Raw genomic sequence first — 12,860 nt, 5'->3', positions numbered from 1 at the left:
TGACCAGCACCAACGCTGTCCCTGGGCCGGGCGGGCGGCCACGAGAAGGTTTCGAGAGTATTTCCGGAAGTTGTTGACGGCTCGGCGGCGGCACGCCAATACTGTGGCCATCGACGAATCTGGATGATCGTCGATTGTCGCTACCTACTCCGCCGGTCGCGGTGCATCACGACCGGCAGACCACCACCCGGTACGACGTCGACAGTCGATGGTGGCCGACCAGCCACCGGGACCGCCGGTTCGTAGCGCACTGCTGGCCACCGGCCAGCCGTCACGAGGAGGAAGCATGAACAACGTCCCCGTCCCACCACGAAGTCGCAGGCGTGGACGCGTCAGGATGCTGGCTGCCGCCGCCTTCGCCGCAGTGTTGGCCACCACCGGCACCGTCGCGATCTCGGCCAGCCCCGCCCAGGCCGAGGCCGACCGGCAGGTCTGCTCGAACACGGAGGGCACCCACAACGGGTTCTTCTTCTCGTTCTGGAAGGACAGCGGCGACGCCTGCATGGTGTTGCGTGAGAACGGCCGCTACTCCAGTTCGTGGAGCAGGAGCACCAACAACTGGGTCGGTGGCAAGGGTTGGAACCCGGGAACCCGGCGCACGATCACCTACTCGGGTAGCTACAACCCGGGTAACAACAACAGTTACCTCGCGCTGTACGGGTGGACCCGTAACCCGCTGGTCGAGTACTACATCGTCGAGAACTTCGGCAGCTACAACCCGAGCAGCGGTGCCACCCGGCTGGGTAGCGTCACCACCGACGGGGGCACCTACGACATTCTGCGGAGCCAGCGGGTCAACCAGCCCTCGATCGATGGCACCCAGACGTTCTACCAGTACTGGAGTGTCCGGCAGCAGAAGCGCAGCAGCGGGACCATCACCACTGCCAACCACTTCGACGCCTGGGCGCGTGTTGGTCTGAACCTGGGCAACCACTACTACCAGATCATGGCGACCGAGGGTTACCAGAGCCAGGGCAGCTCGGACATCACCGTCCGGGAAGGCGGGGGCTCGAACCCGCCGCCGAGCAACCCGCCGCCGAGCAACCCGCCGCCCGGTGGTGGCAACTGCTCGGTCAACGTGCAGCGCGCCGAGGACTGGAACGACCGGTTCAACACGATCTTCTCGGTCAGTGGCAGCAACAACTGGACCGTCACCATCCGTACGAACGGTGGCCAGAGCCTGCAGAACAGCTGGAACGCCTCGATCAGCGGCTCCAGTGGCACGATCACCGCACGGCCGAACGGTAACGGCAACAACTTCGGCATCACGCTCTGGAAGAACGGCAACAACACCACGCCAACCGCGACCTGCTCAAGCAGTTGACCTGGTGAACCAGGTGGGGTGACGGCCGCAGCCGGCACCCCGCCGCCGGCAACGGCATCCGCGGCGGGCCGACCCTCAGGGGGTCGGCCCGCCGTCGTTGTGCGTCACTCCGACCCGACATGTATTGACAACCATCGACTTAAGGGTGAGGCTGGTGTGAGAGCGCTCTCTCGGATCGCGTCCGCGACCACCACCAGTCCGGCCAGGGAAGCTCCGATGTCTACGGCGGCGGCGCCGGAAGGACCCTGACCCTCCCCGACAGGAGCCATGAGATGGAAAGCGCCGCACCCCAACCCGTCGGCCGCGGCCGGCTACGCCTCGGCACCGCGATCGGTGCCCTGCTGGTGCTGCTCGGCAGCTACGTCGTGGCCAGCACCGCGCCGGCCGACGCCGCCCCGGGCATCAACGCCATCCGGGTAGCGGAGTTCCCGGCCGACTGCACGTACAGCCACCGGCTCCCGGACGACCCCATCGTCCTGCCCGGGCTGCCCGGTGCCTCGCACATGCACAGCTTCTTCGGCAGCACCGTGACCAACGCCCACACCACGCTGCCCGACCTGGTCGGCTCCGCCACCACCTGCAATCCCCGGGTGGATGTCTCGTCCTACTGGGTACCGACCCTCTACCGCGACAACGTGCCGGTGGAGCCGTCCATCGCCACCTTCTATTATCTCGGCGAAGGAGTGCGTCCCGACGTCGTCGCGCAGACGCAGCCGTTCCCGCTGGGCCTGCGCCTCGTCGCCGGGAACGCCCGGGCCGCCGGACCGGGCGACAGCATCGCCCGCTGGTCCTGCCTGCACGCCGGGCACGTGCCGCCGTCGAAGAACTTCGTCAACTGCCCGGCCGGCACCATGCTGGAGTCGTACCTCGACTTCCCGCAGTGCTGGAACGGCCGCGACCTCGACTCGCCGGATCACAAGAGCCACCTGGCCTACCCGGTGAACCAGGCCTGCCCGGCCAGCCACCCGGTGCACGTGCCGAAGCTGCGGCAGGTGCTGCGGTACCCGGTCAACGGTGACCCGTCGCGGCTGCGACTGGCCTCCGGGCCGGGCTACACGATGCACGGCGACTTCTTCAACGCCTGGCCGGTGGAGGAGCTGGCGCGACGCGTCCGCGACTGCATCCGTCCGGTCATCAAGTGCGGCCACGACGGCAGGCCGCTCTGAGTCGACAGGCGACACCCGACGGCGGGCCCGGTCGTACCGGCCCGCCGCCGGGCGCACGCGAAGGAGGTCGCGTGCGAGGAGGCCCACTCGCCGCGCTGTTCGCCGCCCTGCTGCTCGTCGCCGGGTGCGACGCCGGACATCGCCCATCATCGGAACGCCAACCACCACGGGACCAGCGCCGCCGAGCACCGGGCCGCCGACAGCCCTCGCACCACCGGCCGGCGCGTCGCCCACCGCAGTGCCTTCCGGTACGACCGGACAATTCAGCGCCACCGACATCGCCTGGCTCCAGCTGACGGTGGCCATGGCCGAACGGCTGCTGCCGATGCTCGATCTGGTGCCGGACCGGACCGCCGACCCGGCCTGGCGGCGGCTGGCCACCCGGATCGAGACCAGCGAGCGGGCGCACCTGACCCGGTCCCGGCGGCTGTTGACCGACTCCGGTGCACCGGTGGTCAACCCACACGAGGGCCACGACATGCCCGGCATGATCACCGCCGCGGAACTGTCCGCGCTGCGCTCGGCCACCGGGCAGCAGTTCCACCACCGGCTCGCCGGGCACCTGCGGGCGCATCTGACGCAGTCGGTGCGGCTCGCCACCGCCGAGCAGCGGGTCGGGGCCCACCCGGCGACCACCGCACTGGCCGCAGTCGTGGTCCGGGACGACACCGCCGACCTCGCCCGACTCCACGACCTCGCCCGACTCGACGACCTCGCCCGGCCATCGACTTCGTCCCCGCGGCAACCCCGAGCGTAGTGGCGGCGACCTTCGCGCCGACGGGGGCCGAACCAGCACTGGTCAGTCAACCAGCACGCCGGGAGCGGGCCAGCACGAACCCGCCGACGACCAGGGCGATCAGCCCCACCACCAGCGCCACGTAGCCGCCGCCCCGCCCGTTGCCGGTGCCGACGCCACCGTCCGAGGTGAGCACGACCAGACCACCGAGCGCCATCCCGAACGCCCCCGCAGCCAGGGCGCTCCAGCCCGCCCGCGCCCGGCCGGTGCGGAAACGACCGGGGGTGAGCGCCAGCCCACCGACGACCACCCCCGCGAGTGCCAACAGGGCGGCCACCGTCGATCCGATCCGGCCGGCGCCCATGCTGACGCCCTGTGCGACAGCCGGATCGGCCGCGATCTGCGTGGTCACCGGTGCGGCGAGTCCGACCGCCCCGGACGGGACGGCGGCGACGGTGGTGAGTATGAGCCTGGCGATCGTCACGTCTGTCTCCTTTGTGGTGCGCGGGTCGTGAACTCGACGTCACCGATCATGTCGGCCGGCGACCCGGCGCTCATCCGGCCGGCGTAGGCACTTTCGGCTGCCGCAGCCGGCGTGACCGGCTGCCACGTACGCCGCGACCGCCGCTCCACTACCGCGTACGTGGTAGCCGGCCAGTCCTCCGTGAGCAGGAGTCGCCGGGCCGCGCCGGCCGACTAGGGTGCGCCCATGGGCGAGCGGTGCGGGCGGGTCCTCAGGCGCGCTGCGGTCAGGGACTGGACGATCGCGGTGGGCGTGACGGCGGTGCTGCTGATCGCCGCACTGTCCGCGACCCGCCCCGCCACCGGGGAGGATCTTCTCGGCTACGCCTGGTTGGTGACCGGCGGCCTGGCCCTGGTCGCGCGTCGACGGGCACCGGTCGCGGTGCTGGTCGTCACCGGGGTGTGCGCGGTGAGCCACCAGGCGACCGATATCGAGGTGCCCGCCGTCGCGTTTCTGTTCGCGGTCTACGCGGCCGTACGCGCGGGGCACCGCACGGTCACGGTCGTCGCGGGGGTCGCGATGCTTGTCGCTCTTCCGCTCGCGGCCCTGACTCTGCCGCCGGGACTGCCCGTCGGCGAGGCCCTGGCGCGGGCCCGTGACGCCCTCGAAGTGGCCTGGCTGGTCGCCGCCGGGGCGGCGGGGGAGGCGCTCCGGCAGGCCGAGCGGCGTGCGGAGGAGGCCGAGCGCACCCGGGAGGAGACGGCACGGCGCCGCGCCGACGAGGAGCGGTTGCACATCGCTCGGGAACTGCACGATTCCCTCACCCACCAGATATCGATCATCAAGGTGCAGGCAGAGGTCGCCGTGCACCTGGCCAGCCGGCGCGGCGAGCCGGTGCCGGAGGCGCTCGCGGCCATCCGCGAGGCCAGCCGTGAGGCGACCCGGGAACTGCGCGCGACCCTGGAGACACTGCGCGCCGACGGCACCGCCACCGCACCCGGGCTCGACGAACTCCCGGAACTGGTGCGACGGGCCCGGATGGCCGGCCTGGACGCGACGTTGACGATCGACGGACAACGGCCCGACGTGCCGGTAGCGGTGGGCCGCACCGCCTACCGCATCGTGCAGGAATCCCTCACCAACATCGCCCGTCACGCCTCCACCGCCTCGGCGTCGGTGCGGCTCGACTACCGGCCGGGCATCCTCGCGATCCGTGTGGACGACGACGGCGACGGCACGCCGGGCCGGGCGGCGGTGCCCGGCGTCGGACTGCTCGGAATGCGGGAACGCGTCGTCGCTCTGGGCGGACTGCTGCGGGCCGAGGCCCGCGACGAGGGCGGGTTCACCGTGCACGCCGAGCTTCCGGTGGGCGCGGCGTGATCCGCGTCCTGCTGGTCGACGACCAACCGCTGCTGCGCAGCGGATTCCGGGCACTGCTCGACATCGAGGACGACATCGAGGTGGTGGCCGAGGCCGCCGACGGCGAGCAGGCGTTGACCCTGGCCCGGGAACACCTGCCCGACGTCGCGCTCGTCGACATCCAGATGCCGGTCCTGGACGGCATCGAGACGACCCGGCACATCGCCGCGGATCCGGCTCTGACCGGCGTGCACGTGGTCATCCTGACCAACTACGGTCTGGACGAACATGTCTTCCACGCGCTGCGCGCCGGTGCCGCCGGCTTCCTGGTCAAGGACATCGAGCCGGCCGATCTCGTGCACGCCGTCCGGGTGGCCGCCCGTGGCGACGCTCTGCTCGCGCCGTCGATCACCCGCAAGCTGATCGACCGGTACGTCACCGAGCCGCTGCGGACGCGGACCGGTGCGCGGCTCAAGGAGTTGACCAGTCGCGAACGGGAGACGGTCGTCCTGCTCGCGCAGGGCCTGTCCAACGACCAGATCGCCGAACGCCTGGTGATCAGCCCGCTGACCGCCAAGACCCACATCAACCGGGCGATGACCAAACTTCACGCCCGTGACCGAGCCCAGCTCGTGGTCATCGCCTACGAGTCCGGCCTGGTGGCGCCCCGCCACCGCTGATCCCGGTGGCGCGTCGCGGCCGACGCACTCGCCGTCTGTCGGACCGCCGTGGCACGATCGCACAGGTGACCAGCAGATCCACCACCGAACAGCGCCTCGGCGACCTGGCGCGGCTGCGCCGCGTGCGGGACCGCATCGACCGGGAGTACGCGCAGCCGCTGGACGTCGAGGCACTCGCCCGTGGGGTCAACATGTCGGCCGGGCACCTCAGCCGCCAGTTCCGGCAGGCCTACGGCGAGTCCCCGTACGGCTACCTGATGACCCGACGCATCGAGCGGGCCATGGCACTGCTGCGCCGTGGTGACCTCAGCGTCACCGATGTCTGCTTCGCGGTCGGCTGTTCGTCGTTGGGCACCTTCAGCACCCGGTTTACCGAACTCGTCGGCGTGCCGCCGAGCGTCTACCGCCGCGACGCGGCCCGCGCGACGCAGGGGATGCCCTCCTGCGTGGTGAAACAGGTGACCAGACCGATCAGGAATCGAGAAGCAGCGGCCCCCGCGCCGCAGTTAGCGTGACCGCCATGGACATCACGATCAACGCCAGCTTCCTGCCGCACACCGACGCGGACGCCGCCCTGGCCTTCTACCGGGACCTCCTCGGCTTCGAGGTCCGCAACGACGTCGGCTACCAGGGCATGCGGTGGATCACCGTCGGCCCACCCGGTCAGCCCGGTACGTCGATCGTGCTGCATCCGCCGGCCGCCGACCCGGGGGTGACCGAGGAGGAGCGCCGCACCATCACCGAGATGATGGCCAAGGGCACCTACGCCTCGATCCTGCTGGCCACGCCCGACCTCGACGGCGTGTTCGAGCGGTTGCAGGCCAGCGACACCGAGATCGTGCAGGAGCCGACCGAGCAGCCGTACGGGGTTCGTGACTGCGCCGTCCGGGACGCCGCCGGCAACATGATCCGTATCCAGGAAGTGCGATGAGCAGTGCCAACCGGTCGGCGCCACCCGCCGCCGACAGCCACGATCTGATCCGGGTGCAGGGTGCCCGGGAGAACAACCTCAAGGACGTCACCGTCGAGCTGCCGAAGCGCCGGCTGACGGTGTTCACCGGCGTCTCCGGTTCGGGTAAGAGCTCGCTGGTGTTCAGCACCATCGCGGCGGAGTCGCAGCGGCTGATCAACGAGACCTACAGCGCGTTCATCCAGGGCTTCATGCCGACCCTGGCCCGGCCGGAGGTCGACGTCCTCGACGGGTTGACCACCGCGATCATCGTCGACCAGGAGCGGATGGCCGCCAACCCGCGCTCCACCGTCGGCACCGCCACCGACGCCAACGCCATGCTGCGGATCCTGTTCAGCCGGCTCGGCAAGCCGCACATCGGCTCTGCTCAGGCATTCTCCTTCAACGTCGCCTCGATCAGTGGCGCCGGCGCGGTGACCATCGAACGTGGCGGCACCACGACGAAGGAACGGCGCAGCTTCAGCATCACCGGTGGCATGTGCCCGCGCTGTGAGGGCACCGGGCGGGTCACGGACATCGACCTGACCGCGCTGTACGACGACAGCAAATCCCTCAACGAGGGCGCGATCACCGTGCCCGGTTACAGCATGGACGGGTGGTACGGCCGGATCTACCGGGGCAGCGGCTTCTTCGACCCGGACAAACCAATCCGGAAGTACACCAAGAAGGAGCTGCACGACCTGCTCCACAAGGAGCCCACCAAGATCAAGGTTGACGGGATCAACCTGACCTACGCGGGTCTGATCCCGCAGATCCAGAAGTCGTTCCTGTCCAAGGACGTCGAGGCGATGCAGCCGCACATCCGCGCCTTCGTGGAACGGGCGGTCACCTTCACGACCTGCCCCGACTGCGGTGGCACCCGGCTGAGTGAGGCGGCCCGGTCGTCGAAGATCAAGGGCGTCAACATCGCCGACGCCTGCGCGATGCAGATCAGCGATCTCGCCGAGTGGGTGCGCGGGCTGCGCGAGCCCTCCTTGGCACCGCTGCTGGCGTCGTTGCAGCACACCCTCGACTCCTTCGTCGAGATCGGGCTCGGCTACCTCAGCCTGGACCGGCCCTCCGGGACGCTCTCCGGCGGGGAGGCGCAACGCACCAAGATGATCCGCCACCTCGGCTCCTCGCTCACCGACGTCACCTACGTGTTCGACGAGCCCACCATCGGGTTGCACCCGCACGACATCCAGCAGATGAACCGCCTGCTGCTGCGGCTGCGCGACAAGGGCAACACCGTGCTCGTCGTGGAGCACAAGCCGGAGACGATCGCCATCGCCGACCACGTGGTCGACCTGGGCCCCGGGGCCGGCACGGCGGGCGGCACCGTCTGTTTCGAGGGCACCGTCGAGGAGCTACGGACCAGCGGTACGCTCACCGGCCGCCACCTCGACGACCGGGCCACGCTCAAGAAGTCGGTGCGTACGCCCACCGGGCAGCTGCCGATCCGGAAGGCCTCGACGCACAATCTCCGGAATGTCGACGTCGACATCCCGCTCGGGGTGCTGGTCGTGGTCACCGGCGTCGCCGGGTCGGGCAAGAGTTCCCTGGTGCACGGGTCGATCCCGCCCGGCACCGGAGTGGTGTCGATCGACCAGGGCGCGATCCGTGGCTCACGGCGCAGTAACCCGGCGACGTACACCGGGCTGCTCGACCCGATCCGCAAGGCGTTCGCGAAGGCCAACGGGGTGAAGCCGGCGCTGTTCAGTGCCAACTCCGAGGGCGCCTGCCCCACCTGCAACGGCGCCGGCGTGATCTACACCGACCTGGCGATGATGGCCGGCGTCGCCACCGTGTGCGAGGAGTGCGAGGGCAAGCGGTTCCAGGCCTCCGTCCTGGAATACCGCTTCGGCGGCCGGGACATCGCCGAGGTGCTCGCGATGCCGGTCACCGAGGCGGAGGAGTTCTTCGGTTCCGGCGAGGCCCGTACGCCGGCCGCGCACCGCATCCTCAACCGGCTCGCCGAGGTGGGCCTCGGCTACCTCAGCCTCGGCCAGCCGCTGACCACGCTCTCCGGCGGCGAGCGGCAGCGGCTCAAGCTGGCCACCCACATGGCCGAGCAGGGCGGGGTCTACGTGCTCGACGAGCCGACCACCGGGTTGCACCTCGCCGACGTCGAGCACCTGCTCGGCCTGCTCGACCGGCTCGTCGACTCCGGCAAGTCGGTGATCGTCATCGAACACCACCAGGCGGTCATGGCCCACGCGGACTGGATCATCGACCTGGGTCCGGGTGCCGGTCACGACGGCGGCCGGGTCGTCTTCGAGGGCACTCCCGCCGATCTTGTCGCTGCCCGGTCCACCCTTACCGGCGAGCACCTCGCCGCCTACGTGGGCGGCTGAGATCCCGCTCGTTCCGCACCCCACGGTGATGATCATCACCGTGGGGTGAAACCTACCCTCGCTGGAGGGTAGGTTTCGTGCTGGTCGTCGAGGCGCGGCTACGGCCCCTCGCGGTCCTTCCTGAGCGGTCTTCTTCTTCCGGGCGACGATGCTCGGAAATGGTCCGGAAACGTCCGACCGGTACTGGTATGTGCAGATCATGTCGGTCCCCGTGGGGAGCGGCATCACGTGTGCGCCTGGCGCGTGCACCCTGAGTGGAAACGGCTGTATGTCTTCGATGCTGTCCGCGGTCGCCCGGCCGCGTCTGTCCCGCCCGTCCTGGTTGTCGCCCAAGGTGTTCCGGACCGAGGTCCTCGCCGGGCTGGTGGTGGCTCTGGCCCTGATCCCGGAGGCGATCAGCTTCTCGATCCTGGCCGGGGTGGATCCGCGGGTCGGGTTGTTCGCCTCGTTCACGATGGCCGTGGTCATCTCGATCTGCGGTGGCCGGCCGGCGATGATCAGCGCGGCGACCGGCGCGATCGCCCTGGTCGTCGCACCTTTGGCCAAGGAGCACGGCCTGGACTACCTGGTCGCGGCGGTGATCCTGGGTGGGCTGATCCAGGTGCTGCTGGCCGCCCTCGGGGTGGCGCGGCTGATGCGGTTCATCCCACGCAGTGTGATGGTCGGGTTCGTCAACGCCCTGGCCATCCTGATCTTCGCCGCGCAGGTGCCGTACCTGCTCGGGGTGCCGTGGCTGGTCTACCCACTGGTCGCCCTCGCCCTGGTGATCATGGTCGGGCTGCCCCGACTCACCCGGGCCGTGCCGGCCCCGCTGGTCGCGATCGTCGTGCTCACGGTACTCACCGTGGCCGCCGCGGTGACCGTGCCGACCGTCGGCGACCAGGGCGAACTGCCCAACAGCCTGCCGACTCTCGGCCTGCCGCAGATCCCCTGGACGATGGACACCCTGGCGTTGATCGCCCCCTACGCGGTGGGGATCGCGCTGGTCGGGCTGATGGAGTCACTGATGACCGCCAAGCTGGTCGACGACATCACCGACACCCACTCCAACAAGACCCGCGAGTCCTGGGGCCAGGGCGTGGCCAACATCGTCACCGGCTTCTTCGGTGGCATGGGCGGCTGCGCCATGATCGGCCAGACGATGATCAACGTGAAGGCGTCCGGCGCCCGCACCCGACTGTCGACGTTCCTCTCCGGCGTCTTCCTGCTCATCCTCGTCGTGGCGCTCGGCGACGTGGTCGCCACCATCCCGATGGCCGCCCTCGTCGCCGTCATGATCATCGTCGCGGTCTCCACCTTCGACTGGCACTCCGTCGCCCCCGCCACCCTCAAACGCATGCCACTGGGCGAGACCCTGGTCATGGTCACCACCGTCGCCACCACCCTGGCCACTCACAACCTGGCCATCGGGGTGGTCGCGGGTGTGCTCACCGCCATGGTCATCTTCGCCCGCCGGGTCGCCCACCTCGTCGAGGTCACCAGCGTGCTCGACCCTGATGGCGGCTCTCGGATCTACTCCGTGCACGGCGAACTCTTCTTCGCCTCCAGCAACGACCTGGTCTACCAGTTCGACTACGCCGGCGACCCGGACAAGGTCATCATCGACATGAGCCGGGCACACGTCTGGGACGCCTCCTCCGTCGCCGCCCTCGACGCCATCACCACGAAGTACGCAGCACGGGGCAAGACCGTCGAGATCGTCGAACTTAACCAGCCGAGCGCCGCCATCCACGGCAGCCTCGCCGGCACCCTCGGTGCGGGCCACTGATGCCCCGCACCGGGCGCGACGCCGGGCCGCAGACCACAAGTGGCCCGGCACCGGGCCGACTCATGCAGATCGGCGAGGCCGCCGAGCGGGTCGGCCTGAGCATCCGCACCATCCGGCACTACGAACAGGTCGGGCTCATCGTCCCGTCGGCGCGTACCGACGGCGGCTTCCGCCTCTACACCGAACCCGACCTGGACCGCCTCGGGGTGGTCAAACGGATGAAACCCCTCGGGTTCACCCTCGACGAGATGCGTGACCTGCTCGGCATCCTCGACGCGCTGCCCGCCGCCGACGGTGCGGAACGTGCCGCCCTGCTCGACCGGCTCGCCATGTTCCACACCCTCGCCGCCACCCGGGTCGACGCCCTCCGCGAACAACTGGCCACCGCCGAGGGCTTCGCCGACACCCTGCGACAGCGGATCGACAAGCACACGCTCCAGAACTGATCGGCCCGCCGCTCGGCAGGGCGTCTCGGCCGGCGTGGGTCGAGCCACGACCAGCGGTGGGTGGTGGAGCCGTCGGGTGGCGCGCCGCCGGGGTTTCTGCCGGTTCCGGCTCGACGGCCGGTCAGTCGCCCAGCAGGCCCGCGTGCCCAGCGAGCGCCGCGGCCTCGGCGCGGGTGCCGACCCGCAACTTGCGCAGCAGCGCGGCGGTCATCCGTTTCACCGTGCGTTCCGACACGTGCAGCTGATCCGCGATGGTCAGGGTGCTGCGGCCGGCGGCGATCGACCGGAGCAGGGCGCGTTCGTCGGGGTCGAGATCGACCCGGAAGCCCGGGCCGGAGTGCAGCAGCTCGCGCAGCAGTTGCGCCGGCAACACCGCCCACCCGTCGAGAACCGCCAGCAGTGGCGGCAGCAGCGCCTCGGGTTCGGCACTCTTCGGCAGGAACGCCTCGGCGCCGGCACGCAGGGCCTCCAGCGCCGGCGTCGGATCGCTGTCGCCGGACATCGCCACCACTCGCACCCGCGGGGTCGTGCGGCGGATGGCCGCCACGGCGCGGATGCCGCCCGGGGCCGGCATGTGCAGGTCGACGAGGGCCACGTCCGGTAGGCACCGGCACATCAGCGAGGCCGCCGCGGCGGCGTCACCGGTGGCGCCCACCACCCGTACCCGACCAGCGGTGGCCGACGGCAGCAGCAGTTCGAGTCCACGGGCGAACAGCGGGTGGTCGTCGACGACGGCCACCCGGATGGCCGGGGACTCGGACATGCCTGTTCCCTTCCCGAGCGGGTACCGATCATGCGGTCGGTGCCACCTCGGGGGAGTGGGGAACGGATGCGCGGACGGTACGGGATCGGACGACTGTTGGAAGTGCTACGCCGTACCGGCTCTCCCGCTGGCGGTGCCACGGCCGCGAGTCGCCCCTCCGAGCTGTTGCTGCGCGTGCTCTGTCACGAACTCCGAACGCCGGTCACGACGTTGACCTCCCTGACCCGGGCGCTCGCCGACGAGGCACGGCCATTGACTGTCGAGGACCGTCGCCTGGTCTCCGCACTCGCCCGTGACCAGGCGGCCCACCTGCAAACCCTGCTCACCGAGGCGGCGACGAGCGTGGGGGCCCTGACCCTGGCGGTCGGGCGCAGCGAGCCGACGGTGCCGCTCGCGGAGATCCTGCCCATCGTCGCGATGCTCGTACCGGCCGAACGGCGCCACATCCGGGTCACCTGGGAAGCCGCGCGGTGTCGGGTGTCGGCCCATCGCACCAGGCAGATGGTGGGCAACCTGGTCGAGAACGCGCTGCGCCACGGACCGGCTGCGGGGCGGGTGGGCATCCACGCGATGTGCCGTGGTGCCCACCTGAGCATCAGCGTGCTGGATGAGGGGCGCGTGGCGGAGCCCCTGATCGAGGCGCTGCGCCGGCCCGCCCCGGCCGTCGGCATGTCCGGCCTGGGCCTGTGGATCGTCCGGCAACTCGTCGCCGTCGACGGCGGCCAGGTACGCCTGCACCGGCTGCGCCCGACCGGGGTGGCGGTGGAGGTGCTGCTGCCGGCCCGCCAGGCAGGTTGACCCGTCCGGGCCGCCGGTTGGCCCGTACGGGCCCGCGATCGGGGAAGTGACCTC

Annotated in this window: 13 protein-coding genes; 11 read left to right on the top strand and 2 right to left on the bottom strand. The window is 70.4% G+C overall.

Translation table 11 applies throughout. The annotated features are described in order from the left end of the window. The first annotated feature begins 337 nt into the window (after positions 1-337). From O3597_RS11390 to O3597_RS11380, 3 genes are all read left to right on the top strand, one after another. Complete coding sequence (locus O3597_RS11390) at positions 338-1,324, top strand: glycoside hydrolase family 11 protein (RefSeq protein WP_281604119.1); 987 nt, start codon at positions 338-340, stop codon at positions 1,322-1,324. Positions 1,325-1,596: 272 nt separating this feature from the next. After that, complete coding sequence (locus O3597_RS11385) at positions 1,597-2,490, top strand: DUF1996 domain-containing protein (RefSeq protein ID WP_164447003.1); 894 nt, start codon at positions 1,597-1,599, stop codon at positions 2,488-2,490. 238 nt (positions 2,491-2,728) lie between these two features. Further along, entirely contained in the window at positions 2,729-3,247 is a 519-nt protein-coding gene (locus tag O3597_RS11380; protein ID WP_281604118.1) for a DUF305 domain-containing protein, read from the top strand. Between the two features lie 46 nt (positions 3,248-3,293). Here the strand turns inward: O3597_RS11380 and O3597_RS11375 are convergent, their stop codons facing one another. Next, entirely contained in the window at positions 3,294-3,710 is a 417-nt protein-coding gene (locus O3597_RS11375; protein ID WP_281604117.1) for a DUF6223 family protein, read from the bottom strand. Positions 3,711-3,935: 225 nt separating this feature from the next. Between O3597_RS11375 and O3597_RS11370 the strand changes: the two genes are divergently transcribed. From O3597_RS11370 to O3597_RS11340, 7 genes are all read left to right on the top strand, one after another. Continuing rightward, positions 3,936-5,069 (top strand): histidine kinase, encoded by a 1,134-nt coding sequence (locus tag O3597_RS11370; RefSeq protein ID WP_281604116.1) that lies wholly within the window; start codon positions 3,936-3,938, stop codon positions 5,067-5,069. Next, complete coding sequence (locus tag O3597_RS11365) at positions 5,066-5,728, top strand: response regulator transcription factor (protein ID WP_164447001.1); 663 nt, start codon at positions 5,066-5,068, stop codon at positions 5,726-5,728. Before O3597_RS11370 ends, O3597_RS11365 begins: the two co-directional genes overlap by 4 nt. Before the next feature lie 65 nt (positions 5,729-5,793). After that, a complete protein-coding gene (locus O3597_RS11360) occupies positions 5,794-6,243 on the top strand; it encodes a helix-turn-helix transcriptional regulator (protein WP_164447000.1) in 450 nt (149 codons plus the stop codon). Positions 6,244-6,248: 5 nt separating this feature from the next. Then, positions 6,249-6,659 carry a VOC family protein gene (locus O3597_RS11355; protein WP_164446999.1) on the top strand — a complete coding sequence of 137 codons (411 nt, stop codon included), beginning with the start codon at positions 6,249-6,251 and terminating at the stop codon, positions 6,657-6,659. Then, the gene (locus tag O3597_RS11350) at positions 6,656-9,031 is read left to right on the top strand and encodes an excinuclease ABC subunit UvrA (protein ID WP_281604115.1); all 2,376 of its coding nucleotides are present in this window, start codon (positions 6,656-6,658) and stop codon (positions 9,029-9,031) included. Before O3597_RS11355 ends, O3597_RS11350 begins: the two co-directional genes overlap by 4 nt. A 268-nt stretch (positions 9,032-9,299) precedes the next feature. Then, a complete protein-coding gene (locus O3597_RS11345; RefSeq protein ID WP_281604114.1) occupies positions 9,300-10,799 on the top strand; it encodes a SulP family inorganic anion transporter in 1,500 nt (499 codons plus the stop codon). Continuing rightward, a complete protein-coding gene (locus O3597_RS11340) occupies positions 10,799-11,245 on the top strand; it encodes a MerR family transcriptional regulator (RefSeq protein WP_164446996.1) in 447 nt (148 codons plus the stop codon). Before O3597_RS11345 ends, O3597_RS11340 begins: the two co-directional genes overlap by 1 nt. A gap of 121 nt (positions 11,246-11,366) precedes the next feature. Here O3597_RS11340 and O3597_RS11335 read toward each other — a convergent pair whose 3' ends face one another. Next, positions 11,367-12,008 (bottom strand): response regulator transcription factor, encoded by a 642-nt coding sequence (locus O3597_RS11335; protein WP_164446995.1) that lies wholly within the window; start codon positions 12,006-12,008, stop codon positions 11,367-11,369. A gap of 66 nt (positions 12,009-12,074) precedes the next feature. Here O3597_RS11335 and O3597_RS11330 point away from each other — a divergent pair, with 66 nt between their 5' ends. Continuing rightward, entirely contained in the window at positions 12,075-12,806 is a 732-nt protein-coding gene (locus O3597_RS11330; protein ID WP_281604113.1) for a HAMP domain-containing sensor histidine kinase, read from the top strand. Positions 12,807-12,860: the final 54 nt, after the last annotated feature.

Source organism: Verrucosispora sp. WMMA2044, assembly GCF_027497155.1.
Taxonomy (GTDB): domain Bacteria; phylum Actinomycetota; class Actinomycetes; order Mycobacteriales; family Micromonosporaceae; genus Micromonospora; species Micromonospora palythoicola.
This window is presented reverse-complemented; position numbering and strand designations above follow the sequence as displayed.